Source organism: Porphyrobacter sp. YT40 (assembly GCF_006542605.1).
Classification (GTDB): Bacteria; Pseudomonadota; Alphaproteobacteria; order Sphingomonadales; family Sphingomonadaceae; genus Erythrobacter.
This window is the reverse complement of the sequence record NZ_CP041222.1, coordinates 3451950-3477689: the sequence shown is the minus strand read 5'-3', so window position 1 is coordinate 3477689 and position 25740 is coordinate 3451950. Positions and strand designations below refer to the sequence as shown.

Here is a 25740-nt window from a genome sequence, read left to right as displayed (position 1 = left end):
AGGTGCTCATCACATCCGGGCGCGCAAGCTGACCCCGAAATAGCGATCCGCATCGCGCGGGATCTGCAACCGGCGTCCGTTCTCGACATTGAGCAGCACGTAGCTCTCGTCGGTGATGTTGCGAACGTGGAAGGTCAGGCGATACTTGTCGTCCGGATCGGAGAACCCGACCGAGGCGTTCCAGATGCCATAGGGATCGATCGGCCCGGCCTCGCCCAGATCGGAAAACTGCCGGCTGGTGTGGCGGAAATCGGTGTTGAGATAGAGCACCGCCGCATCGCCCAGATCGGCGGTGTAATCGCCGCCGATGGTGTAGACGAACTTGGGCGCGAGCGGCAGCTGGGTGCCGTTGATCGCGCTCGGCGCGTTGGTGAGCGGGTTGGGGTTGAACTCCTTCACGCGCGCATCGGCATAGGCCGCGCTCGCCCGCAGGTTCAGCCCGCCGACCGGGTTGACGACCAGATCGGCCTCGAAACCATCGCTCTTCACCGTCCCGGCATTGGTCAGGTTCGACACCGTCGCGCCGTTGACCAGCACGAAGTTGTTGGCCTGAAACCCGTCATACTCGACCGAGAAGGCGGCGACGTTGAGCTGCACCCGGCGGTCGAGGAACTGCGACTTCACCCCGATTTCGAAGCTGTCTGAGATTTCCTCGTCGATCGGCTGGGCGTTGTTCGGTGCGGTGTGGTTGAAGAACACGTTGAACGCCGGGCCCTTGTAGCCGCGGGTGTAGGAGCCGTAGAGCATGATGTCTTCGGACGGCTCGAATTGCAGCACCGCACGGCCCGACAGGTTGCCGTTGGTGGTCTCGCCCGAAGAGGTGTTGGTGCCGTTGCCGCCATTGGCGATGGTGCCGCCCGCAGGGTTGCCGTTGACGCCCGGGCCGGTCGCCGGAAGGCCGGTGGTGCGGTTGATCCCCGGCGCGCGGGTGTGGGTGAACTCCAGATCATCCCACGTGTAGCGCAGGCCCCCGGTCAGCGAGAGCTGCTCGGTGAAGCGATAGGTCGCCTGGCTGAACAGCGCGTAGTTCACCGAACGCACTTCGCTGCGCGAGGTTGCGGTCGGGAAGATCGTGTTGACCGTGTCGTTGAGATTGCACGGCACCGCGCCGCTGGGGGCAGCGGGCAAGGTCGAGCTGGCGCAGGTGACATTGTTGCGAGTGAAGTCCTGCGTGTTGTCCGACTGCCAGACAAAGGCGCCCGCCTGATAGAAGAAAGCCTTGCTCTGGTCGGACGCGATGCGGATTTCGGCCGAGACCTGCTCGGTCTTGACCACGCCGTTATCGTGCAGCTCGCCCACGCCGACGATGGCGCGCGGGAGGAAATCGCCTTCGCGCAGCTCGCGGTTGAACCAGTTGCGATAACCCAGCACCACGCTCAGCGTGTGGGTGTCGCTGATGGCGAAATCGCCGGAGCCGGTCAGGCTCCACTGCTTGTCCTGCGTGCGGGTGACGAGGTTGTGGTTGATGAAGCGCTGGTCTTCGCCCTGCGCCGGGCCGCCGGGCAGGCCAAGCTCGGCATCCTGCACCGCATTGCCGCGGCTGACGCCGGTGACATCGGCGCAGCAATCGTCGTCCGCCTTGTAGTAGTCGGCAATCAGGCGGACCGCGTTTGCCCCGTCGTCGTAATCGACGATCCCGCGCAAGCCGTAATGCTCATAGCCGTTGACGGTGTTGTTGGTGCCGCCGTTGATGTTGGTGATGTTGCCATCGAAGGTGCCGTAAAAGCCGGTCAGGCGCGCGCTGATGTTCTCGGCCAGCGGGCCTGAGATCGCGGCGCGCAGGCGGTATTCGTCGCCTTCGAACCAGTCGGCACGGGCTTCGCCTTCGAAACTGTCGGTCCCGCCCTTGGAGACGATGTTGACGAGGCCGGCCGAGGCGTTGCGGCCGAACAGCGTGCCCTGCGGGCCGCGCAGCACTTCAAGCCGTTCGAGGTCGACCAGATCCATGAAAGCTTGGCCCGAACGGCTCAGCACCACGCCATCGACAACGGTGGACACGCTCGGCTCGGCTGCGACCGAGAAGCTGATGGTGCCCACGCCGCGCATCACGATCGCGCTGTTGGCGCTGGTGGTGCCCTTGCGGAAGGTTACCGAGGGGACGACGGTCGAGATGTTCTCGAGGCTGAAGACCACCGCCTGATCCAGCCGCTCGCCGCTGACCGCGGTGATGGCGATCGGCACATCTTGCACATTTTCCTCGACCTTCTGAGAGGTTACGATGATTTCCTCGACCTGCGCCATGGCCGGTGCGGTGGTGATCAGCGCCAGCGAACTGGCCGACAGGGCCAGCGTCTTGAGCGCAATGCGGGTGGTGGTCGGCATCGTGATGTTCTCCCCTAGGTCGTGATCGGGTCTTTCGGACATGGCGCAAGACCATCGCCCGTGCGGTCGATCTATCGCCGGTCGGGTTGCGCTTTCTGCCCCGATCTGTCAAGCGGTGTCAGATAAGGCCAAGGGACAGGCTTGCGGAGGATCATGGGGCTGGAATGGTGCAGCTGACGCCAAGCGAAGGGGGTTTTGACCTGCGGCTGGCCGGGCGCGTCGTGCTGCGTCATCGACGGGAAAGCCCCGCTATCTCATTGGCTTCGGGCGATCCCCGGGTGACGATGGTGCGCGGCAATTTCCGCCTCGACGATACCCCTGTGGCGGCGATGCCACTATCGCTGTGCGAAGTGGCCGGGGAGGGCGCGGTGGTGCTCGCGAGCGCCGATGACAGCGCAAAACTGGCCGCGAATCTTGCGCCCGATGCATCGCGGCTGACCCTTACCGCGCTGACCACGCATGATCGCGTCACTTTCGACCTCGATCTCGCGCCCGATGACGTCCTGTGGGGCGGGGGCGAGCAGATGAGTTATCTCGTTCTCAATGGCCGCAATTTCCCGATCTGGACGAGCGAGCCAGGCGTCGGGCGCGAACCCGGAACGCCGCTCACCGATCAGGCCAGCGCCGACGGCAGCTTTGCGGGCGGGGACTACTGGACGACCAATTATCCCGAGCCCACGGTGCTGTGCTCCAGCGGCTGGGCGATCAGCCTCGCCAATGCCGAATATGTCGAACTCGACGCGCGCGAAGCCCGGCGGCTGCGGGTTCATGTATGGTCGCACGAGGCCCGCATCGACCTGTTCGAAGGCGCGCCCGCCGATCTTACCCGGCAGCTTGGCGCGCGCTTCGGCCCGCGCCAGCCGCTCCCCGATTGGGCGCTGGGCGGGGCCATCGTCGGATTGAAACAGGGCGAGGCGAGTTTCGAGCGGCTCGAAGCCCTGATCGATGCAGGCGCGGCGGTTGCGGGCCTGTGGTGCGAAGACTGGGTCGGCATCCGCGAAACCAGCTTCGGTCGCCGCCTGTTCTGGGACTGGCAGTGGAACGCCGAGCGCTACCCCAATCTTCCCGCGAAGATCGCCGCCCTCAAGGCGCGCGGCATCCGCTTCCTCGGCTATGTGAACCCCTATCTCGCGGTCGACGGCCCGCTCTATCCCGAAGCTGCCGCCAAGGGCTACTTCGCCAAATGCCTCGACAGCGACGAGCCCTATGCCGTCGACTTCGGTGAGTTTCATGCAGGCGTGGTCGATTTCACCAACCCCGCCGCGTGCCACTGGTTCGCTGAGGAAGTCATCGGCCAGCGGATGCTCGATTTCGGGCTCGATGGCTGGATGGCGGATTTCGGCGAATATCTCCCCACCGACCTGCGGCTGTTCGATGGCGACCCGATGGAAGAGCACAACCGCTGGCCGGTGCGCTGGGCCGAGGTCAACGCGCGTGCCGTCGCCTCACGCGGGCGCACGGGCGATGTGCTGTGGTTCATGCGCGCGGGCCACACCGGAGTGCAGGCGCATTGCCCCCTGCTGTGGGCGGGCGACCAGTCGGTCGATTTCAGCCGCCATGACGGGATCGGCACGGTCGTCACCGCCGCGCTGTCATCGGGCCTTGTCGGCAATGCCTTTAGCCATTCCGATGTCGGCGGTTACACCAGCCTGTTCGGCAATGTCCGCACGCCCGAACTGCTGCTGCGCTGGTATGAACTGGGCGCCTTCAGTCCCGTGTTTCGTACGCACGAAGGCAACCGTCCGGACGACAATTTCCAGATCGATTCGACCGCCGAGCTGATCGAAGGTTTCGTGCGCTGGAGCCGTGTCCACGCGCAGCTCGCGCCCTATGTCGCGCACCTCGTCGCCGAGGCGCGGGCGATCGGCCTCCCGGCCCAGCGCGCGCTGTTCCTGCACAATCCGCAGGACCGCGAGACCTTCACCATTCAGGACCAATACCTCTATGGTGCGGACATGATGGTGGCACCGGTGATCGAAGCGGGGGCGGTGATGCGGCAAGTCTATCTGCCGGACGGCGATTGGCGGCACCTGTGGAGCGGGGCGGGTTACGCGCCGGGCTGGCACGACGTGCCTGCGCCGTTGGGAGAACCGCCGGTGTTCTACCGCCCCGACAGCGCCTTCGCCGCACTGTTCGCCAAAATCGCGGGGAGCCTTTCCGCATGAGCCGCGCCAATATCCGCGATGTCGCCGCCCGCGCGGGCGTGGCGGTGAAGACCGTCAGCCGGGTGATGAACGGTCATCCCTATGTCAGTGCCGAGCTGCGTGAGCGGGTCGAGCGGGCCATGGTCGATCTCGATTACCGCCCCTCGGTCGCGGCGCGCATCCTGTCGGGCGCGAAGTCCAATCAGGTCGCGCTGATCTACGACAATCACAGCCCCTATTACATGTTCCAGATCCAGAAGGGCTGCTGGGACGTGTGCCACGAGGCGGGTATCCGCCTGCTCGCGCAGCCGGTCGACGTCGCCGATCCGCGCGTCGGCGATCAGGTGCGCGGGCTGGTGAGCGAGACCCATGTCGATGGCATCATCCTGTCCTCGCCGGTCACCGATTGCGATCCGGTCCTGCGCGCGCTGGAGGGGATGGACGTGCCCTTCGTGCGCATTTCGCCGGGCACCAACCACGCGCTGACCTCCAGCGTGTTCATGGACGACGCGCAGGCTGCCGACGACATGACCACGCATCTGATCAATGCCGGGCACCGCCGGATTGGCTTCATCAAGGGCCATTCGAACCACATGGCCTCGGACGACCGCCTGTTCGGTTACCGCCGCGCGCTTGACCGCGTGGGCATTCCGTTCGAGCCGGGGCTGGTGGTTGATGGCGCGTTCGATTTCGACAGCGGGGTGGCCGGGGCGAACGCATTGCTGGGCCTGCCCGACCGCCCGACCGCGATCTTCGCCTCGAACGACGACATGGCCGCAGGCGTGCTGGCGGTTGCGCATGATCGCGGGATCGCGCTGCCCGACGAGCTTTCGGTGGCGGGCTTCGACGATACGACGCTGGCGCGCACCGTCTGGCCGCCGCTGACCACGATCCGCCAGCCAATGGCCGACCTCGCGCGGACCGCGACCCAGATTTTGATTGCAGGCGGGGACATCACCCACAAGCGCCTGCCCCACGATCTTGTCGAACGCGCCTCGGTCGCCCCCCCGAACAAGACACCCTCAAAGAGGAACTGACAATGAGTGAACTGCCCCTGCCGCCCGCTACGCGCCGCCTTGGCGCGAGCGATATCGAGGTCTCCCCCATCGCCTGGGGCATGTGGCGTCTGGCCGAGGACGGGCGGAGCGCTGCGGATGCGGCCAAGCTGGTCCACGCGGCGCTCGATTCCGGGATCACCTTCCTCGACACCGCCGACATCTACGGCTTTGATGGGACAAGCGGCTTTGGCGATGCCGAGGTGTTGCTGGGCGAGGTGCTGGCGGCGGAACCGGGCTTGCGCGAACGGATGGTGCTGGCGACAAAGGGCGGCATTCTCCCGCCGCTGCCCTATGATCAGAGCGCGGATTACCTGCGGAAGGCGATCGAGGATTCGCTGCGCCGTCTTCAGGTGGACGTGATCGACCTGTGGCAGATTCACCGCCCCGACATTCTCGCCCACCCGCAAGAGACCGCCCGCGTACTCGACGATGCGGTGGCGAGCGGCAAGGTGCGGGCGCTGGGCGTGTCGAACTTCACGCAGGCCCAGATCGCCGCGCTCCAGCACTTCCTCAGCAGCAAGCTGGCGACCACCCAGCCCGAGATCAGCCCGCTGCGGATCGACTGCTTCGAGAACGGTGAGCTCGATCAGGCACTGATGCTGGGCCTCACACCGATGGCATGGTCGCCGCTTGGTGGCGGGCGTCTTGCCGCGCCCGAAAGCGCGCGCGACAAGGCGGTGGCTGCGGCGCTCGACACCGTGGCCGAGGCGCAGGGCGTTTCGCGCACCGTCGCAGCCTATAGCTGGCTGATGGCGCACCCGGCGGGGATCATCCCGATCATCGGCTCGCAGAACGCCACTCGCATTGCCGAGGGTGCCGAGGCGCTCAAAGTGCGCTGGACGCGGCAGGATTGGTACGCGGTGCTGGTCGCCGCGCGGGGCGTGCCGCTGCCGTAAACGCAACCCCCCGTTCGTGCTGAGCTTGTCGAAGCACCGTCCTTTCTGGGAACGCACGGGGGCAATGAAGTACGGCCCTTCGACAAGCTCGGGGCGAACGGACCTAGGGATGGGAATAGACCAATGACCGAACAGCAATGCGAAATCGCGTGGTTCTCCGCGCTGTGTGACGACGATTACGAGTTCCTCGGCGTTCCCGACCCCTATCTCCAGTCAAGCTGGGAGCATTGCCGCAACCTCGTGCTGCGCGCCGAAGAAGGCGGGTTCGACAATATCCTGCTGCCCTCGGGCTACCAGCTGGGCGTCGACACCACGATCTTCGCGGCGGCCGTCGCCACGCAGGTGAAGCGCATCAAGCTGCTGTGGGCGACCCGCATGGGCGAGGACTGGCCGCCGCAGCTGGCCCGCCGGATCGCCACGCTTGACCGTATCCTCGGCCCCAATGCCGCGGGCACCGGCGGGCGGCTCAACGTCAACATCATCTCCTCGGACATGCCGGGCGAAAAGATCGAAAGCGGCCCGCGTTACCGCCGCGGCACCGAGATCATGAAGATCGTGCGCACGCTGCTGAACGGCGAGCATCTCGATTTCGATGGCGAGTTCTACAAGCTGAAGCTCGATCCGCCGCGAATCACCACCCTCAATGGCAAGTGCCCGCCGTTCTATTTCGGCGGCCTCAGCCACGAAGCGCGTGAGTGCGCGGCCGAGGCGGCGGATGTCTATCTGATGTGGCCCGACACCATGGACAAGGTGCGCGCAAACATCGCCGACCTCAAGGCGCGTGCCGCCAATTACGGCCGCACGCTCAAGTTCGGCTACCGCGTCCACGTGATCGTGCGCGAGACCGAGGACGAGGCGCGCCAATATGCCGACCGTCTGCTATCGAAGCTCGACGACGAGGCAGGTCGCGCGATCCGCGAGAAGAGCCTCGATGCCAAGAACTACGGCGTCCAGCGCCAGCAGGAGTTGCGCGGCGCGGCTGATGGTGACGGGTTCGTCGAGGAGAACCTGTGGACCGGTATCGGCCGGGCGCGTTCGGGCTGCGGGGCGGCGATCGTCGGCACGCCCGATCAGGTGCTCGCCAAGCTGCGCGCCTATCAGGCCGAGGGTATCGAGGCCTTCATCCTGTCAGGCTATCCGCACATGCAGGAAGCCGACCTCTTCGCCCGCCACGTCTTGCCGCATATCCAGCACGGCCCGCTCGCAATCTGACCGCGCGGGGGGCAATCGGCGCAGGCCGATTCGCCCCCGTCGCTCCGCCCGTCGCTTCAAGGGGCTCGCCTTGCCGCTACGGCGACGCGGGCCCTCACAATTGCCTCTTTTCCGCGTCCGCTCGGCATGACAAAGCGTATGTCAAAGCACAAACGGCCATCTGGAGAGAGCGATCATGAACCTCGAATTCACCCCCGAAGAGCAGGCCTTCCGTGAGGAAGTGCGCACCTTCATCGCCGAAAACTATCCCAAGCACCTCGCCGATTTCGGCATGCGCGAGGATATGGAGCGCGAGGACTTTCTCGCCTGGCACAAGATCCTCGGGCAAAAGGGCTGGTCGGTCCCGGCATGGCCGGTCGAATATGGCGGCACCGGCTGGACCCCGACCCAGCGCTACATCTGGTCGGAAGAAAACGCCCGCGTGAACGCGCTGATGCCGCTGCCCTTCGGCGTCTCAATGGTCGGCCCGGTGATCTACACCTTCGGCAACGAAGAGCAGAAGGCCAGGCACCTTCCCGGCATCCGCAGCGGCGAAGTGTGGTGGTGCCAGGGCTATTCGGAACCGGGCGCGGGTTCCGACCTTGCCAGTCTCAAGACCACCGCGGTGCGCGACGGCGATCACTACGTCATCAACGGCCAGAAGACCTGGACGACGCTGGCACAGCACGCCGACTGGGGCTTCTTCCTGTGCCGCACCGATCCCACCGCCAAGGCGCAGGAAGGCATCAGCTTCATCCTCGTCGACATGAAGACGCCGGGCGTGGAAGTGAAGCCGATCAAGCTGCTCGACGGTGGTTACGAAGTGAACGAGACCTGGCTGACCGACGTGCGCGTGCCGGTCGAAAACCTCGTCGGGCAGGAGAACAAGGGCTGGACCTATGCCAAGTTCCTGCTCGCCCACGAACGTTCGGGTATCGCAGGTGTCGCTCGGAGCAAGCGCGGCGTCGAGAAGCTGCGCGAGATTGCGACGCACGAAACGCTCGACGGTGCGCCGCTGATCAAGGATTTCGACTTCGCCAAGAAGGTGAGCCAGCTCGAGATCGATCTTGCCGCGCTGGAAATCACCGAACTGCGCACGCTGGCGGGCGAGCAGGCGGGCAAGGGGCCGGGGCCGGAAAGCTCGATCCTCAAGATCAAGGGCACCGAAATCCAGCAGCGCCTCACGGAGCTGACGCTGGAGGCGGTCGGCACTTACAGCGCGCCCTACATGGGCGGGGTGTCGAACGACAATGGCTCGAACGAACACCCGGTCGGCCCGGACTATGCCCAGCACGCCGCGGCGACCTATTTCAACATGCGCAAGACCAGCATCTATGGCGGATCGAACGAGATCCAGCGCAACATCATCACCAAGATGATCCTCGGCCTCTAAGCGGCTGACGACGGGAGAGAATTCGTGGATTTCAACTTCACCGAAGAACAAGGCATGGTGCGCGACGGCCTTTCGCGGCTGGTGCGTGAACAATATGGCTTCGAGGATCGCCGCAAGGCGATCGCGTCCAGCGAAGGCTGGCGGCCCGAGGTCTGGGCACAGCTCGCCGAGCTCGGCATTCTCGGGATGCCGTTCAGCGAGGCCGATGGCGGCTTCGGCGGCGGGGCGGTCGATGCGATGATCATCATGGAGGAATTCGGTAAGGGTCTGGTGATCGAGCCCTTCCTCCCCACCGTGGTCTGCGCCGGCGGCTTCCTCAAGCACGGCGGCACCGCGGCGCAGAAGGAAGAGCATATCGGCGCGATCGTTTCGGGCAGCGCGGTGTTCGCCTTCGCCTATGCCGAGCCCAAGGGCCGCTATGACTATGCCGACCTCGAAACCACCGCGAAAAAGGACGGTGCGGGCTATGTGCTGAACGGCCACAAGGCGGTCGTGATCGGCGCGCCGTGGGCGAGCCACCTCGTCGTCACCGCGCGCACCGGCGGTGAACGGCGCGACCGTTCGGGCGTTTCGGTCTTCGTGCTGGCCAAGGACACGCCGGGTGTGACCACCCGCGATTACGTCACCGTCGACGGTCGCCGCGCTTCGGAGGTCTATTTCGAGAACGTGTCGGTCGGCGCAGAGGCGCTGATCGGGGCCGAGGGCGAGGGGCTGGCGCTGATCGAACTCGTCACCGACGAAGCCATCGCCGCGCTGTGCGCCGAGGCCTGCGGGGCGATGAAGGTGGCCCACGCGATGACGGTGGAATACAGCCGCCAGCGCAAGCAGTTCGGTGTGCCCATCGGATCATTCCAGGTGCTCCAGCACCGCATGGTCGACATGTACACGGCCTATGAACAGGCCGTCTCGCTCACCTATCTCGCCACCCTGCGGCTCGGCTCGGACGAGCGCACCCGCAAGCTGGCGGTCTCTGCCGCGAAGGTCGGCGTCGGCCAGTCGGCGCGCCTGATCGGGCAGGAAGCGGTGCAGATCCACGGCGGCAACGGCGTGACCGACGAATATGCGATCGGCCACTATTTCAAGCGGCTGACGATCTTCGACAGCGAGTTCGGCAATGTCGACCACCACCTGAAGCGCCACGTCGCGCTCAGCTGAGGGCGCTTTCCCGACATGCAGCAAGCCCCGCTCCCGGCCAGCCGAGGGCGGGGCTTTTTGCTGCGTGGTGTAACTTCCGGCCATGCCCCCGCGAACCGCGTGGCATGAGAGCCGATGAAGCCACGCTCGCCCGCTTGATGGCGCTCTCGCAGGCGGGCGACAGGCAGGCCTATGCGACGTTGCTCGAAAGCTGCCAGCGCTGGCTGCGCGGTTACTACAGCCGCCGGATCGCGCCCGCGCAGCTTGATGATCTGGTGCAGGAAACGCTGATCGCGCTCCACAACAAACGTGCTTCGTGGGATGCGGCGCGGCCGTTCCTGCCGTGGCTCGCGGCGATCGCGCGCTATCGCTGGGTCGATCACCTGCGCCGCCTCTACCGCGCCGATGCGCAGGCGCTGAACGAGGAGCTGATCGGCAGCGACGACGAGCCCGCCATCGCGGCGCGCATCAGCCTCGACCGGCTGCTTGGCCTGCTGCCGCCCGCGCAAGAGCGTGTGATCGCGCTGGTCAAGATCGAGGGCCTGAGCATCGCCGAAGCCTCCGTCGCGACCGGACAGAGCGAGGCGCTGGTCAAGGTCAATATTCACCGCGGGCTGAAGAAGCTCGCCCACATGATTGAGAAAGAATGACAATGTCCCGCACCTCTTCCCGCAACTCCGAGGCCCTGATTGCCGAACTGGTCGGCGGGCTCGAGCCCGTGAAGCCGCTGCGCTTCGGAATCGGCATGGCGCTGACGCTGGTGGCTGCGGCTGCGGCCACGGTGTTGGTGATCGTGCTGTTCGGGCTGCGCGCCGATCTTGCCGCGGGGCGGTTCGATCCGATGCACCTTGTCTCCACGGGGCTGTTTCTGGGTCTCGGCCTTGCCGCCAGCTTCGCCGTGATCGTCATGAGCCGCCCGCTGGTGGGCAACGAACATGGCGGGTGGCGCTGGGCGACGGGCATGGCCGGCGCGCTGCCATTGGCGGCGCTGATTGTCGGGCTGAGCCGGGGCGCGGACACGATCCCGCTGCGCCTGGCAAATCACGGGGTGCAGTGTTTCACCGTGGGTGCGGCGGCCTCGCTGCTGGTGTTCGCCGCGCTGGTCGTGTGGCTGCGCCGCGGCGCGCCGACCGCGCCCGATGTGGCGGGGCTGGTCGCCGGGATCGCCGCCGGTGCCTTCGGTACCTTTGCCTTTGCGCTGCATTGCCCGGACAACGACATCGTCCATATCGGGTTGTGGCACAGCGCGCCGGTGTTCGCGATGGCGCTGCTGGGCCGCGTGATCGTGCCCCGGCTGATCAAATGGTAGGCTGGGCTCAGCCGCGGCCCTTGGGCTTCGGCTTGCCCGCGCCCTTGGCGAAGTGCTTGGGCTTGGCATAGCCTGAACCGGGAGCGGCCCCTGCGGCCTTGCCCTTGAAGTGCCGCTGCGGGCCGGGCCCGGTATTGGGCTTGCCGCGCCGGGCATTCTCGCGCGCGGCCATGCGCGGCGGTTCGGGCGAATGTTCGATAGCGATATAGCCGCCGTTCTCCTCGCTCCCCGCCGTTGCGGCGACCGCCTCGGCGAACTTGCCCGCGATGGCACGGGGGATCTGGAAATAGGTTTCCGCATGGGCGATGCGGATCGCGCCGATCTCGTTGCGGGTGATGTGCCCGCGGCGGCAGATCAGCGGCATGATCCAGCGCGGATCGGCGTTCTGGCGGCGGCCGATATCCATCCGGAACCATACCGTGTCCTCGAACCCTTCGCGGTGGCGTGCCTTCTGCGCCTCGCGCTGGGCTTCGTGGCTTTGCGCGAGCAGTTCCTCGGGCTCGGGCATCGAAGCGCGGTGCGCCTGCACCAGCATCGCCGCGATTTCCTGCGGGCTCTTCGTTTCAAGCAGCTTGTCGGCCAGCTCGCGGTCGGCATCGGTCACCTCGACCGGCTGCATCAGCCTGTCGAGCAGCCGCACGCGGTCTTGCGCGATGATATCCTCGCGGCTCGGCGCGGCGATCCATTCGGCGTTGATGCGCGCATGGCGGAGCATCGATTCCACCCGCTTGCGGCGCGGGAAAGGAACGATCAGCGCAGCGATCCCCTTCTTGCCCGCGCGCCCGGTGCGGCCCGAGCGGTGCTGGAGCGTTTCGGCATCGCGCGGAATTTCGACATGGATCACGAGGCTGAGGCTGGGCAGGTCGATCCCGCGCGCGGCCACGTCGGTCGCGACGCACACCCGCGCACGGCGGTCGCGCAGTGCTTGCAGCGCCTGGTTGCGTTCCTGCTGCGAATGCTCGCCCGACAGCGCGACCACGCCGAAGCCGCGTTCCTGCAAGGTCGCGTGAAGGTGGCGGACATTGTCGCGGGTGGCGCAGAACAGGATCGCGGTTTCCGCCTCATGAAAGCGCAGCAGGTTGACCACCGCATTCTCGATTTCCGAGGGCGAGACGGTGACCGCCTGATAGGCGATATCGCCGTGCCCGCGCTCCGAACCGCCGGTCTCGATCCGCAGCGCATTGCGCTGGTAGCGGCGGGCGAGTGCCTCGATCGGGCGGGGCATGGTGGCGGAGAACATCAGCACGCGGCGTTCATCCGGCGTGGCGTCGAGGATCTCTTCCAGCTCCTCGCGGAAGCCCATGTCGAGCATCTCGTCGGCCTCGTCGAGCACTACGGCGGCGAGCGCTGAAAGGTCGAGCGCGCCGCGTTCGAGGTGATCACGCAGCCGACCCGGCGTGCCGACCACGATGTTTGCGCCCGCCTGCAATGCGCGGCGTTCGACCTGCGGGCTCATGCCGCCGACACAGGTGGCGATCCGCGCACCGGCCGACTTGTAGAGCCAGTCGAGCTCGCGCGCGACCTGAAGTGCAAGTTCGCGGGTGGGGGCGATCACCAGCGCCAGCGGGCCGGGCGCGCGGCGCACGCGGTCATCCTCCCCCAGCATCTGATCGGCAAAGGCGAGCCCGAAGGCGACCGTCTTGCCCGATCCGGTCTGCGCCGAGACGACAAGGTCGCGCCCATGGGCTTCGGGTTCGAGCACGGCGGACTGCACCGGGGTGAGCGTTTCATAGCCGCGCGCGGTCAGGGCCTCGGCGAGGCCAGCGGGCAGATCGGGGAAGGACATGGGGGCAAGCTTTCAGGAAAAAGGGCCGTCCGCACCGGGCGGACAGGCAAAATCGGGGACGCATCAAGCGTCAAAGCGGGTCCCTTACACGCTTTTGGCGGGTTTGGCTTGCGCTTTTGTCGTCAGGGCAGACCTATTCAGGCGGGGCCTTGTCCGGAGAGGCGGCGGCGATGAGATCCATCAGGTTGCGCGCAGCCTCGCGGCTTTCCTCGTCTTCGAAGGCGACATCGAGATCGGGAGCCTCGCCCAGAACCAGAAGCAGGCTCCACAGGGCAAAGCGCTGGCCGGGATCGGCGGTCATGCCGAGATCCACCCGCATCCGCTCGGTCCCGGCGGGAAGCGCGGCTGGAGACACCTCCGCAAGGTCGCGGGTGCCGAAATAGCGCTGGAGAAGGTCGGCCATGTCCATCGCGGCTGGCCCTAGGGGCGCACATGGGCGGTGGCAAGCGCTCAGGCGGTTTCGCGCACCACCAATTCGGGCGGCAGGACGAGGCTTTCGGTGGTGTCACCCGCCATCCGCCGAAGCAGCAGATCGACCAGCCCGCGCGCACCGGCGGCGATATCCTGATGCACGGTGGTCAGCGGCGGCACCGTCTGGCGCGCGATGGGCAGATCGTCGAACCCGACTAGCCGCACATCATCGGGCACGGCGATCCCCTGACGGCGCAGTTCGGTGAGGCACAGCGCGGCGAGCGTGTCGGTGGCGGCGAAGATCCCGTCGATCTCACCCGCATAGGCGGCAAGGTGGCCCGCGATTTCCTCGCTCGCACGGTCGGGAGAAAGGTGAGTTGGGAGCGCCAGCACCGGGGGCAGCCCCATGCGCGCGGCGACATCCTGCGCTCCGGCAAGGCGCGCGGCGAATTCGATCGCGGTGGTATCGCCGAGAAAGGCGATCCGCTTTGCGCCCCCTGCGATCAGCCGCTCCGCCGCGAGCCTGCCGCCGAGCCGATTGTCGCTGCCCACGACGCAGTGGCGCTGGCCTTCGGCATGGTTGCCCCAGACGACCATCGGCGTGTAGCCATCGGCGACCTCCTCGATCCGGTCGAACTGGTCGGACTGGCCGATCACGATCACCCCGTCGATCATGCCCGATCCGATGAACCGTTCGAGCCAGTCGGAGTCGGTTTCGGGCACCACGCGGCGCAGCATCAGGTCGTAGCCGTGCTGCGTCAGCTCATCGGCAAGAAAGCCCAGCAAGGTCATGAAGAAGCTGTCGGAAATCTGCTGGCGGCTGTCATGCCCCAGCGGGATGACCACGCCGATCACCCCGGTCTTCTGACGGCGAAGTCCGCTCGCCATCTGGTTGGGGCGGAAGCCGTGTTCGCGCGCCAGCTGTTCGATCTTCTCGCGCGTCTGCGCGTTGACGAGGCTCTTGCCCGCCAGCGCGCGGCTGACCGTGCCGGGCGAGACTCCCGCCAGCCGGGCCAGATCGGTGATGGTGCGGACCGTCGCCTTGGTGTCCCGGTCGGGCATGGGGGTTCCTAGTGAAGGGCCAGTTCTTGGTCGCGCGTGGCACGATGCCCGGCGTCCACCAGCAGCGTAGCCACCGCACCCGCCAGCATCAAGACCCCGCCCAGCATCAGCACATGGCGCGGATCGCCGCCCAGCAACGGGCGGTAGATCAGCGGCATGGTGAGCGTCTGGATCAGCATCGGGATCACGATGAAGAGGTTGAAGATCCCCATGTAGATGCCGTTCCGTTCCGGCGGGATGCAGTCGGCGAGCATGACATAGGTGTTGCCCATCATCCCCGCCCAGCCGATGCCGATGCCGATCATCAGCAAGAACAGCGCGAGCGGGGTCGAAACGCCCGGAATCAGCAGCATCGCCGCGCCCGAGGCGGCAAGGCAGGCGGCATGGGTGTGACGCGCGCCGAAGCGGCGCACCACGGGGATCAGCACCAGCGCGCCGAGGAAAGCGATGAAATTGTAGAGCGCGCCCGCCTGCTGGGTGGTCAGCGTCGCCTCGCGGAAGGCAGCGCTCGCCGGATCGGCGGTGTCGTAGAGCGAGCGCCCCACCGCGAAGGTGATGTACTGCCAGTAGGCGAACATCGCATACCACTGGCACAGCATCGCGCCTGCCAGCTGGCGCATCGGGCGCGGCATGTCGCGGATCGCGTCGCGGATTTCGGCGAAGGTGGCGCGCACCGTCAGCGGCTTGGCGGCGAGCTCGGCCTGTTCCTCGGGCGACAGGGGCAGTTCGCGCACCCGCCACACCGACCACACGATGGTCGAGATCGAGAGGATCGCGCCGATGATGAAGGCGATTCGAACGATCACCGGAATGCCATTGGCGTCCAGCACGTCCTTCGCGACGAAGGCGGTCAGCAGGCTGGGTGCGAGGTAGGAAAGCGTCTGGGCAAGGCCGGTAAAGGCGCTCTGCGTGAGGAAGCCGGTCGATCGCTGGTCGGGGGCGAGTCGGTCGGCGACATAGGCGCGGTAGGGCTCCATCGTGATGTTGTTGCCCGCATCGAGGATCCACAACAGGCTCGCCGCCATCCACAGGGCCGAGGAATAGGGCATCGCGAACAGCGAGAGCGTGCAGATTACCGCGCCGATCAGGAAATAGGGCGTGCGGCGGCCAAGGCGGGTGTTGGTCCGATCGCTCATCGCGCCGATGATCGGCTGGATGATGAGGCCTGTCATCGGCCCCGCCAGCCACAGCAGCGGCATCGAAGCCTCGTCCGCGCCGAGAAAGCCGTAGATCGGCCCCATGTTGGCCTGCTGCAATCCGAAGCTGAATTGCAGGCCGAAGAAGCCGATGTTCATCTCGATGATTCGCAGCAGCGAAAGGCGCGGCTTTTCCGACATATGATGCCTCACTCCCAAACCCTTTTATACATGGTCTATGCCATGCTGTGGCACAGAAGTGACATGTTTCCACGTCTTTTGCAAACGTTTGCAAGATTCCTGTTGCAAACGTTTGCAAGATGGTTAGGCCATAGGTCGTCGCCGCCACAGAAGCGCGCACCCGAGAGGAGAACAGCCATGAAATTGCGTTATGCGCTTTGCGCCAGTGCAGCCCTGTCCGGCCTGCTGATGGCCCCCGCCTTTGCTCAGGACAATGTCGCCGGCGATGTCGCTGCCGAGGCCGAGGGCGAGGAAATCATCGTCACCGCGGTTGCGCGCGGGCAGAACCGGATCGAAAGCTCGGTCTCGGTCAGCACCATCGGCGCCGACACACTGACCAATCTCAATCCGCCATCCTCGGCTGACCTTATCCGCCAGATCCCGGGCATCCGCTCGGAAGCCTCGGGCGGCGAGGGCAATGCCAATATCGCGGTGCGCGGTATCCCGGTTTCGACCGGTGGTGCGCGCTACATCCAGCTTCAGGAAGACGGGCTGCCGATCCTCGAATTCGGCGACATCATCTTCGGCAATGCCGACAACTTACTGCGCGCCGATCGCTCGGTCGCCCGCGTCGAAGCGGTGCGCGGCGGTTCGGCCTCGACCTTCGCCTCGAACGCGCCGGGTGCGGTGATCAACTTCATTTCCAAGACCGGTGCGGTCGAAGGCGGCGCGATCCAGGGTTCGGTCGGCCTCGATTTCGAAAGCTACCGGCTCGATTTCGATTACGGCGCGCCGCTGGCCGACGATCTCTACTTCCACCTCGGCGGCTTCTACCGCACCGGCGAAGGCCCGCGCGACATCGGCTACAACGGCTATGACGGCGGCCAGATCAAGGCCAACATCACCAAGGAATTCGACGGCGGATACGTGCGCTTCCATGCCAAGTATCTCGACGACACAACCCCCACGATCCTGCCGCAGCCCGTCCGCGTCACCGGCACCGGCGGCAATCCCGACTATCAGGCGATCCCCGGTTTCGACCCGCGCACCGATTCGCTTTACAGCCCCTTCCTGACCCCGGCGGTCAGCCTCGACGGCGGCAACAACCCGGCCAGCTACGACTTCCGTGACGGTCTTTCGGTTCAGTCCAAGGCCTTCGGGATCGAGGCCGAGATCGACGTGGGCGGCGGCTGGACGCTGACCAACCGCTTCCGCTTCGCCGACAATTCGGGCAGCTTTCAGTCGCCCTTTCCGGCCGGGGCGGACTCTGCGCAGACCATCGCCAACGGCATCGGCGGCGCAGGCTCGACCATCGAATTCGCCACCGGCCCCAATGCCGGGCAGGTCGCCAATGCCGCCAATATCGGCGGCAATGGCATCCTCGCCAACATCGTGGTCTTCAACGTCCGCCTCAACAGCCTCGACAATGTCACCAACGATTTCCGCGTGAACAAGGAATTCGATGTCGGCGGCGGCACGGCCAACTTCACCACCGGCTTCTACATGTCGCGCCAGACGGTCGATACCGATTGGCTGTGGACCAGCCATGTGCAGACCGTCGAAGGCAACGGGCGGGCGGTGCTGGTCGACATCCGCGATGCGGACGGCGATTTGGTTACCCAGAACGGGACGGTCGGCTACAGCGCCAGCTTCTTCGGCAATTGCTGCCGCCGCAGCTATGATGTCGATTATTCGACCTATGCGCCCTTCGCCTCGGTCTCGCTCGATTTCGACCGCCTGACGATCGACGCCTCGATCCGCTACGATTACGGCGATGCCAGCGGCACGATCACCGGATCGGACAGCGGCTTCGGTGCCGGGATCGCCAGCTTCGATTTCGACAACGACGGCACGATCAGCCCCGCCGAAGCGCAGACCGCGGTGCTGCCGCTCACCAATGCGCGCCCGGTCAATTACGACTTCGATTACTTCAGCTTCTCGCTGGGCGCGAATTACCTCCTGACCGACGATCTGGGGATCTTCGCGCGCTACAGCCAGGGTGGCCGCCACACCGCGGACCGTTCGCTGTTCAGCCCGGCGGTCAGCACCACCGACGGCAGCCTGCCGGGCGGCGATGCCGGGGTGGTCGCGCGGGTCGACCAGCTCGAGGCGGGTCTGAAGTATCAGTCCGGCGGCCTCGCGCTCTACGCCACCGGCTTCTACGCCGAAACCTCGGAAACCAATGTCGATATCGCCCCGCTGGTGCTGTTCGACACCACCTTCGAGGCCTTCGGGATCGAGCTGGAAGGCAGCTATCGCAGCGGGCCGTTCAGCCTCTCGGCGGGTGCGACCTGGACCGATGCCGAGATCAAGGATGCGCTCAACACCGCGACCATCGGCAACACGCCGCGCCGGCAAGCCGATCTCGTCTATCAAGCGACCGCGCAGTACGATGCCGACAAGTTCACGCTGGGCGCGAACATCGTCGGCACCACCGAAAGCTACACGCAGGACAACAATGATCTGATCCTGCCCGCCTTCGCGCAAGTCAACGCCTTCCTCGCCTTCCGCCCGATCGAGCGGATCGAGGTGGGTCTGAACGCCCAGAACCTGTTCAACGCCACTGGCTATACCGAAGCGGAAGAGGGTTCGATCCCGGGCAACGCCATCGTCCGGGCGCGTTCGATCGCCGGGCGCACGGTGCTTGCTTCGGTGCGGTTCGACTTCTGACGAACCGCCGCCGAGGCCCATGGGCTGGCCGCCGCACCTGCTCTCCCCCAAGACTTGGGGTGCGTGCGGCCAGCCTGTCTTGTGATGCATGAAATGGAAAAGACTGCCGCCATGACCAGCGCCTGGACAGCCGAACATGTGCGAGCGCTCGGGCCCGAGAGTGGCGCGGCGGCGCTGATCCCGCCCGTGGGCGAGCCGGACCGCTCCGGGCTCGATCCGGCGCGCTACTACTGGGACATGTGGCCGGTGCAGGACGCGCGCGGTGAGCGTGTGACGCTGGCGGGCCGTGCCATGTGGATGGCGCTGACCGCGCCCGACCGCGGCGACCCGGCGCTCCGGCACTTCGAGGCCAAGATCCACTGGATCGAGCGGGTGGGCGAGGGCTGGAGCGATTGCGGCCCGGTGCTCCCCGACTTCGCCGTGCCTTACGAGCGCGAGTGGGCCGGATCGGCCTTGCTGGACGAGGGTGTGGTGACGCTGTTCTTCACCGCCGCCGGGACGAGCGCCATGGCCGGGGGTTACCAGCAAGAGCTGTGGGCTGCGCACGCGTCGCTCGGAGCGGATGGCTGGCCGCAGGGCTGGTCGCAACCCGCGCCGTTGGTGACGGGCTACGGCCCGCATTACATGCCCGCCGATGCGCACGAGGGCGAGGCGGGCAAGATCAAGGCCTTCCGTGACCCCGCCTTCTTTCGCGACCCGGCGGACGGCACCGACTACCTCGCCTTCACCGCCTCGCTGGCGGGATCGGCCAGCGCCTTCAACGGGGCCTTCGGGATCGCCCGCAAGGATGCTGCGGGCTGGGAACTGCTCGCTCCGCTGCTCCATGCCGAGGGCGTCAACAACGAGCTCGAACGCGCGCATCTGGTGTTTCACGCCGGACGCTACTACGCCTTCTGGTCGACGCAGACTTCGACCTTCGCCGAAGGCCTGCGCCACGCACCGGGAGGGCTCTACGGCATGGTCGCGGACAGCATGGCAGGGCCGTGGCGGCCATTGAACGGCACCGGACTGGTGCTCGCCAACCCCGTGGACCGGCCGCAGCAGACTTACAGCTGGTATGTCGATGCGAGCCTCACCGTGTGTTCCTTCGTCGATGTCCTGCCCGGCGGCGGATTCGGCGGCGTGCCCGCCCCGCTGCTCCACCTGACGCTCGATGGCGAGCGCGCGCACCTCTCCGCGCTGACGCCGGAGCGCGCGGCCTGATGCTCGCGGGCATCGAGGCGGGCGGCACCAAGTTCGTGCTCGCGGTCGGCCCCTCGCCCGGCCGCATCATCGCCCGCCACACCATCCCCACCCGCACCCCCGAGACCACGCTGACCGAGGCGGCCGAGTGGCTGGCGGGGCAGGGCGGAGGCCTCACCGCGCTCGGCATCGGCAGCTTCGGCCCGGTCGAGCTCGATCGCCGGTCGCCCAAGTGGGGCTTCATCACCAACACCCCCAAGCCCGGCTGGGCCGACTGCGACATCGCCGGCTGGCTGGGCCAGACGCTGGGCGTGCCGGTCGGCTTCGACACCGACGTCAACGCCGCAGCCCTCGCCGAGCACGTCGCGGCGGGCGGGGGCGAGGGCGGCCTCGCCTACCTCACCATCGGCACCGGCATCGGCGGCGGGCTGGTGGTGGATGGCAAGCCCGTCCACGGCATCGCCCACCCCGAGATGGGGCACCTCTACCCCCGCCGCCACGCCGACGACCGCCACTTTCCCGGCATCTGCCCGGTGCATGGCGACTGCCTCGAAGGCCTCGCCAGCGGCCCCGCCATCGCCGCGCGCTGGGGTGCTTCGCTCTCCGAGCTGCCCGCCGATCACCCGGCCCACGCGATCATCGCCGAGACCATCGCGCAGGCCTGCCACACCCTGTTCGCCAGCCTCGCGGTGGGCGAGGTGGTGCTGGGCGGCGGCGTGTCCAACACCCCCGGCCTCGTCGAGCGCATCGCTGCCCGCGCCCTCGAACTGGACGCGGGCTACTTCCCCGGCGGCGCGCGTCACGCGATCATCCGCCCGCGGCTCGGCAGCGATTCCGGGATCACCGGCGCGCTGATGCTGGCCGAGGCGGCGCTCGGGGCTTGAAGCGCCGCTGTCTCCCCGCGATAGTCCTCTCCCGAGAGACCCGGAGGAGAGCCGCCATGTTCCGCCACCTTGCCGCGCTGCTGGCCCTGCTTGCGCTGGCTCTGCCGCTCAGAGCCGAGGACCGTGGCCGCCTGCTCGAATACGAGCGCATCGCCGCTGCGGGCCTGCCCGACCAGCGCCTGACGATCTGGCTGCCCCCCGGCTATGACGGCTCCATGCAGCGCTACCCCGTCCTCTATATGCATGACGGGCACAACCTGTTCGACGTGACCAAGTCCAACTTCAACAAGATCTGGGCCGCCGATCAGGCGATGCTGGCGGCGATGGAAAGCGGCGAGGTCGAACCGCATATCATCGTGGGCATCTGGGCACCGGGGGCTGACCGTTATCGCCAATACCTGCCCCGCAGCGCCTATGACGCCGCGCCGCCATCCTTGCGCGCGCAGATGGATGCGGCGGCGGGCGGCGCGGTGGTGTCGGACCGCTATCTCGCCTGGCTGACCGGGCCGCTCAAGTCATGGGTCGACACCGCCTTCCGCACCCGGCCCGGGCGGGACGATACCGCCATCGTCGGATCGAGCATGGGCGGGCTGATGAGCTGCTACGCCTTTCTCGAAGCGCCGGAGGTGTTCGGGCGGGCGGGGTGCGTCTCGTCGCACTGGCCTGCGGTCGATCCGCGCGCGGTCGAAGGGGAGAGCGCCAGCGTAAAGGCGTTGTGGGACGCATGGTTCGCCGCGAGGCTGGGCGCGCCCGAGGGACGGCGGGTGTGGCTGGACCACGGCACGGCCACGCTCGACCAGTTCTATGCGCCCTACCAGCAGGTCGTGGACGCGCGGTTTGCGGCGGCAGGTTGGCAGCGGGGCCGCGACTGGGAGAGCCGGGTCTATGAAGGCGCCGAGCACGAAGAGAACGCCTGGGCCGCGCGCCTGCCGGAGATTTTCGGTTGGCTGCTGAGGAAGTAAAACAAACCCCGTTCGTGCTGAGCTTGTCGAAGCACCGTTCTCTTTTCTGCGCCAGTAGCTGAAAGAAAATGCGGCCCTTCGACATGCTCAGGGCGAACGGTGTCTGGTATCAGCGCAAGCCGAAAGCCTCGCGCGCCAGCCGCTCCACCACCGCCTTGTCGGGCGCGCCCTTGGGGGAGACCCAGGAACCGCCCACGCACAGCACGGGATCGAAGGCGAGCCATTCGGCCGCGTTGTCGAGGCTGATCCCGCCGGTGGGGCAGAAACGGCACTGGCCGAAGGGCGCGGCGAGCGCCTTCAACGCAGGCAATCCGCCCGCCGCCATCGCCGGGAAGAACTTGAAGCGGTCGAGCCCCAGATCCAGCCCGCGCATGATGTCGCCCGCATTGGCGATGCCAGGGAGGAAGGGCACGCCGCTCGCTACCGCCGCCTTGCCCAAATTGTCGGTGAGGCCGGGGGAGACGATGAACTCGCTCCCGGCTTCGAGCGCCGCATCGAGCTCGCGCGGGTTGGTGACGGTGCCCGCGCCGACGATTGCGCCTTCGACCTGCTTCATCGCCCGGATCGCGGGGAGCGCGGCAGGGGTGCGCAATGTGACTTCGAGCACGCGCAGACCGCCTGCGACCAGCGCCTCGGCGAGCGGCACGGCGTGGGCTTCGTCCTCGATCACGATCACCGGGATGACCGGCGCGGTGCGCATGATGGCGTCGATATTCATTACATTCCTCCGGTGGCGAGCATCGCGCTGGCCCCTTGTTCGGCCCCGTCGGCAAATCGGCGCATCATGCCGAACAATTCGCGGCCCGTGCCCATGTCGGGCTGCGGGTCGGTGGCAGGCTCGCGCGAGGACAGGTCGGCGGTGGTCGAGAGTGTCCCGGTGACGGCACAAACCTTCACCATGTCGCCATCGCGAAGACGGGCCAGCGGGCCGTCGCCCAGCGCTTCGGGCGTGCAGTGGATCGCGCAAGGCACCTTGCCGCTCGCGCCTGACATCCGCCCGTCAGTGACCAGCGCTACCTTGTGCCCGCGATCCTGCAGCACGCCCAGCGCCGGGGTGAGCTTGTGGAGTTCGGGCATCCCGTTGGCGCGCGGGCCCTGAAAGCGCACGACAACCACCACGTCGCGGTCGAGCTCGCCCGCCTTGAAGGCGGCGTTGACGCTGGCCTGATCCTGAAACACGCGGGCCGGAGCCTCGATCGTCCAGCGGCTTTCATCCACCGCCGAGGTCTTGAAGCAGGCGCGCCCCAAATTGCCTTGAAGCAGCCGCATCCCGCCATCGGGCTTGAAAGGGTTCGCGACCGTGCGCAGCATCGTGTCGTCGCCCGAGGGGCCGACTTCGCGCCACACCAGCGCTTCCCCGTCGAGCCCCGGCTCGCGGGCGTAGTCGCTGAAATCGCCGCGTCCCACGGTGAGGATGTCGGGGTGGGCGAGCCCTGCGGAGAGCAATTCGCCGATCACGTAGCCCATGCCCCCGGCGTTGTGGAAGTTGTTCACATCGCCCGAGCCGTTGGGATAGACCTGCGCGATCAGCGGCACGGCGCTCGACAGTTCGGAAAGGTCGTCCCAGTCGAAGATCACGCCTGCCGCGCGCGCCATCGCGGGCAGGTGAATCGCGTGATTGGTCGATCCCCCGGTGGCGAGCAGGCCGACGGCGGCGTTGATGATCGCCTTCTCGTCGACGACATGGCCCAGCGGACGGTAATCCTCGCCCTTCCGCCCGATCTGCGCGACCCGGTGAACTGCCTCGCGGTCGAGCGCCTGCCGCAATTGCGTGCCGGGCTGGATGAAGGCGCTGCCCGGAATGTGCAGGCCCATCATCTCCATCATCATCTGGTTGGAATTGGCGGTGCCGAAGAAGGTGCAGGTGCCCGGCGAGTGATAGCTCTTCATCTCGCTTTCGAGCAGTTCGGCGCGGGTCGCCTTACCTTCGGCATAGAGCTGGCGGACGCGCTGTTTTTCCTTGTTGGGGATGCCGGTGGGCATGGGCCCGCTGGGCACGAAGATCGTCGGCAGGTGGCCGAAGCGCAAGCTCCCCATGAGCAGGCCCGGCACGATCTTGTCGCAAATGCCGAGCATCAGCGCGCCGTCATACATCGCGTGGGACAGGGCAACGGCGGTGCTGAGCGCGATCACATCGCGGCTGAACAGCGACAACTCCATCCCCGTCTCGCCCTGCGTCACCCCGTCGCACATCGCCGGGGTGCCGCCCGCAACCTGCGCGGTGGCGCCGATCTCGCGCGCGTAGACCTTTAGCCGGTCGGGATAGCGGCCATAGGGCTGATGGGCGCTCAGCATATCGTTATAGGCGGTGACGATCCCGAAATTGGCACCCTTGCCGGTCATCAGCGCCGCCTGATCCTCTTGAGCGCCCGCATAGGCGTGGGCGAGGTTGGAGCACGACACCGCGCTGCGCTCTCCCATGTTGTCGCCTTCGCGCCGGATCAGGTCGAGATACGCCTGCCGGGAAGGCTTCGAACGTTCGATCACGCGCTGCGTCACCCGGTGGAGGGTATCGTTGAGGGGCTTATTCATGCCACGTTACTCCGTCGCGTTCGGCCAGCGCGATGGCCGCAGAGGGGCCCCAGCTGCCGGCGGTATAGGTCTTGGGGGTCAGGCCCTCGGCATCCCACAGCGCGCGGATCGCATCGACCCATTCCCACTGCGCCTCGACCTCGTCGCGGCGCACGAACAGCGTCTGGTCGCCCTCGACCAGATCGAGCAGCAGGCGTTCATAGGCGATGCGCCGCACCGCGCCACTGAAGGCATCGGGCATGGCGATGTTGAGTGGGACGGAGCGCAGGCGAATGCCCTCACGGTCGAGCCCGGGCACCTTGGCCATCAGCGAGAGGGTGATGTTCTCTTCGGGCTGAATGCCGATCACCAGCCGGTTGGGCTGCATCGTCGCGCCCTTGCCCGCGAAAATGCTGTGCGGCACGCAGCGGAACTGGATCACGATCTCGGTGACGCGCTTGGGCATTCGCTTGCCGGTGCGCAGGTAGAAGGGCACGCCCTTCCAGCGCCAGTTGTCGACATGGGCCTTGATCGCGACGAAGGTTTCGGTGTCCGAAGGCTTGCCCAGCTCCTCGTCATAGCCCGGAACCGCGTTGCCGCCGATCGCGCCCGCGCGGTATTGCCCGGTGACGGTCTCGCCCTTGCCGACATCGCGCAGCGCGCGCAGCACCTTGACCTTCTCGTCGCGCACCGCGGTCGCATCGAAATGGGCGGGGGGCTCCATCGCCACCAATGCGAGCAGCTGGAGCATATGGTTCTGCACCATGTCGCGGATCGCGCCGGCATCGTCGTAGAAGGCGACGCGCCCTTCGAGGCCCACGGTCTCGGCCACCGTGATCTGCACATGGTCGATATGCGCCGCGTTCCACAGTGGCTCGAACATGATGTTGGCAAAGCGCAGCGCGAGCAGGTTCTGCACCGTCTCCTTGCCGAGATAGTGGTCGATCCGGAAAATCCGCTCTTCCGGGAAGGCCTCGGCCACCGCGTCGTTGATCTCGCAACTGGTGGCAAGGTCCGTGCCCAGCGGCTTTTCGAGGCACATGCGCACATTGGCGCCCGTCAGCCCGGCCGATTGCAGCCCCTTGATGGTCGGCCCGAACAGGCTCGGCGCGGTGGAGAGGAAGATGGCAAGGCCGTTCTTCGGATTGCCGACCTTCTTCGCCAGATCGTCATAGCCTTCGAGCGTGGTCGCATCGAGCGTCTGATAGCTCAGCCGGTTGAGGAAATCCGCCATCCGCCCGCGCCGCTCGGCAGGGAGATATTTCTCCAGCGCCGCGCGCGCGAAGTTGCGGTATTCGCTGTCCGACATTGCGCTGCGGGCGGTGCCGATGATCTTGAGACCGGGCGCGAGCAGCCCGTCGGCATCGAGCGCGAAAAGGCTTGGCAGCAGCATCCGCTGGGCAAGGTCGCCGGTGGCTCCGAACAGCAGCAGACGGTCGGCAGTGAAGCTCATGCGCGAGGGGCCCCTTGTAGCGTCGCGCCCTACCTAGGCGCGCGGGGCCCTACGTG

20 protein-coding genes are annotated in these 25740 nt (G+C 66.7%); 12 read left to right on the top strand and 8 right to left on the bottom strand.

What is annotated here, in order from left to right; genetic code table 11:
- Positions 1 to 9: 9 nt before the first annotated feature.
- Complete coding sequence (locus tag E2E27_RS16250; protein WP_141462002.1) at positions 10 to 2322, bottom strand: TonB-dependent receptor; 2313 nt, start codon at positions 2320 to 2322, stop codon at positions 10 to 12.
- A gap of 164 nt (positions 2323 to 2486) precedes the next feature.
- Between E2E27_RS16250 and E2E27_RS16245 the strand changes: the two genes are divergently transcribed.
- The 8 genes from E2E27_RS16245 (at position 2487) to E2E27_RS16210 (ending at position 11447) form a co-directional block, all read left to right on the top strand.
- Positions 2487 to 4487, top strand: coding sequence for an alpha-glucosidase (locus tag E2E27_RS16245; protein ID WP_141460904.1), 2001 nt, complete (start codon positions 2487 to 2489; stop codon positions 4485 to 4487).
- On the top strand, positions 4484 to 5503 hold the full coding sequence (locus E2E27_RS16240) for a LacI family DNA-binding transcriptional regulator (RefSeq protein WP_141460902.1): 1020 nt from the start codon (positions 4484 to 4486) through the stop codon (positions 5501 to 5503). Before E2E27_RS16245 ends, E2E27_RS16240 begins: the two co-directional genes overlap by 4 nt.
- 2 nt (positions 5504 to 5505) lie before the next feature.
- The gene (locus tag E2E27_RS16235; protein ID WP_141460900.1) at positions 5506 to 6420 is read left to right on the top strand and encodes an aldo/keto reductase; all 915 of its coding nucleotides are present in this window, start codon (positions 5506 to 5508) and stop codon (positions 6418 to 6420) included.
- Positions 6421 to 6543: 123 nt separating this feature from the next.
- Positions 6544 to 7632 carry an LLM class flavin-dependent oxidoreductase gene (locus tag E2E27_RS16230; protein WP_141460898.1) on the top strand — a complete coding sequence of 363 codons (1089 nt, stop codon included), beginning with the start codon at positions 6544 to 6546 and terminating at the stop codon, positions 7630 to 7632.
- Positions 7633 to 7807: 175 nt separating this feature from the next.
- The gene (locus E2E27_RS16225; protein ID WP_141460896.1) at positions 7808 to 9004 is read left to right on the top strand and encodes an acyl-CoA dehydrogenase family protein; all 1197 of its coding nucleotides are present in this window, start codon (positions 7808 to 7810) and stop codon (positions 9002 to 9004) included.
- A 24-nt stretch (positions 9005 to 9028) separates the two neighbouring features.
- Positions 9029 to 10159: an acyl-CoA dehydrogenase family protein gene (locus tag E2E27_RS16220; protein ID WP_141460894.1), complete on the top strand. Its 1131-nt coding sequence runs from the start codon at positions 9029 to 9031 to the stop codon at positions 10157 to 10159.
- 104 nt (positions 10160 to 10263) lie between these two features.
- The gene (locus E2E27_RS16215; protein WP_141460892.1) at positions 10264 to 10788 is read left to right on the top strand and encodes a sigma-70 family RNA polymerase sigma factor; all 525 of its coding nucleotides are present in this window, start codon (positions 10264 to 10266) and stop codon (positions 10786 to 10788) included.
- A gap of 2 nt (positions 10789 to 10790) precedes the next feature.
- Entirely contained in the window at positions 10791 to 11447 is a 657-nt protein-coding gene (locus E2E27_RS16210; protein ID WP_141460890.1) for an NrsF family protein, read from the top strand.
- Positions 11448 to 11454: 7 nt separating this feature from the next.
- On the opposite strand, the gene E2E27_RS16205 is transcribed toward E2E27_RS16210, so the two are convergent.
- From E2E27_RS16205 to E2E27_RS16190, 4 genes are all read right to left on the bottom strand, one after another.
- Complete coding sequence (locus E2E27_RS16205) at positions 11455 to 13233, bottom strand: DEAD/DEAH box helicase (RefSeq protein ID WP_141460888.1); 1779 nt, start codon at positions 13231 to 13233, stop codon at positions 11455 to 11457.
- Positions 13234 to 13366: 133 nt separating this feature from the next.
- Positions 13367 to 13642 (bottom strand): hypothetical protein, encoded by a 276-nt coding sequence (locus E2E27_RS16200; protein ID WP_141460886.1) that lies wholly within the window; start codon positions 13640 to 13642, stop codon positions 13367 to 13369.
- 41 nt (positions 13643 to 13683) lie between these two features.
- Positions 13684 to 14706, bottom strand: a complete 1023-nt coding sequence (locus tag E2E27_RS16195) for a LacI family DNA-binding transcriptional regulator (protein ID WP_141460884.1) — start codon at positions 14704 to 14706, stop codon at positions 13684 to 13686.
- Between the two features lie 8 nt (positions 14707 to 14714).
- The gene (locus E2E27_RS16190) at positions 14715 to 16043 is read right to left on the bottom strand and encodes an MFS transporter (protein WP_141460882.1); all 1329 of its coding nucleotides are present in this window, start codon (positions 16041 to 16043) and stop codon (positions 14715 to 14717) included.
- A gap of 177 nt (positions 16044 to 16220) precedes the next feature.
- Here E2E27_RS16190 and E2E27_RS16185 point away from each other — a divergent pair, with 177 nt between their 5' ends.
- The 4 genes from E2E27_RS16185 to E2E27_RS16170 all read left to right on the top strand — a co-directional run bounded on the left by E2E27_RS16185 (position 16221) and on the right by E2E27_RS16170 (position 21720).
- Positions 16221 to 18692 (top strand): TonB-dependent receptor domain-containing protein, encoded by a 2472-nt coding sequence (locus E2E27_RS16185; RefSeq protein ID WP_181443480.1) that lies wholly within the window; start codon positions 16221 to 16223, stop codon positions 18690 to 18692.
- Positions 18693 to 18785: 93 nt separating this feature from the next.
- Positions 18786 to 19895: a glycoside hydrolase family 68 protein gene (locus tag E2E27_RS16180; protein WP_234036097.1), complete on the top strand. Its 1110-nt coding sequence runs from the start codon at positions 18786 to 18788 to the stop codon at positions 19893 to 19895.
- The gene (locus E2E27_RS16175) at positions 19895 to 20758 is read left to right on the top strand and encodes an ROK family protein (protein WP_141460880.1); all 864 of its coding nucleotides are present in this window, start codon (positions 19895 to 19897) and stop codon (positions 20756 to 20758) included. Before E2E27_RS16180 ends, E2E27_RS16175 begins: the two co-directional genes overlap by 1 nt.
- A gap of 56 nt (positions 20759 to 20814) precedes the next feature.
- Positions 20815 to 21720 (top strand): alpha/beta hydrolase, encoded by a 906-nt coding sequence (locus tag E2E27_RS16170; protein ID WP_141460878.1) that lies wholly within the window; start codon positions 20815 to 20817, stop codon positions 21718 to 21720.
- A gap of 109 nt (positions 21721 to 21829) precedes the next feature.
- Here the strand turns inward: E2E27_RS16170 and eda are convergent, their stop codons facing one another.
- From eda to zwf, 3 genes are read right to left on the bottom strand one after another with little or no spacing between them, the layout of a single operon-like run.
- Positions 21830 to 22438 carry a bifunctional 4-hydroxy-2-oxoglutarate aldolase/2-dehydro-3-deoxy-phosphogluconate aldolase gene (gene eda, locus E2E27_RS16165; protein WP_141460876.1) on the bottom strand — a complete coding sequence of 203 codons (609 nt, stop codon included), beginning with the start codon at positions 22436 to 22438 and terminating at the stop codon, positions 21830 to 21832.
- Positions 22438 to 24252, bottom strand: a complete 1815-nt coding sequence (edd, locus tag E2E27_RS16160) for a phosphogluconate dehydratase (protein WP_141460874.1) — start codon at positions 24250 to 24252, stop codon at positions 22438 to 22440. The genes eda and edd overlap by 1 nt, the downstream gene beginning before the upstream one ends.
- Positions 24245 to 25684, bottom strand: coding sequence for a glucose-6-phosphate dehydrogenase (gene zwf, locus E2E27_RS16155; protein ID WP_141460872.1), 1440 nt, complete (start codon positions 25682 to 25684; stop codon positions 24245 to 24247). Before zwf ends, edd begins: the two co-directional genes overlap by 8 nt.
- Positions 25685 to 25740: the final 56 nt, after the last annotated feature.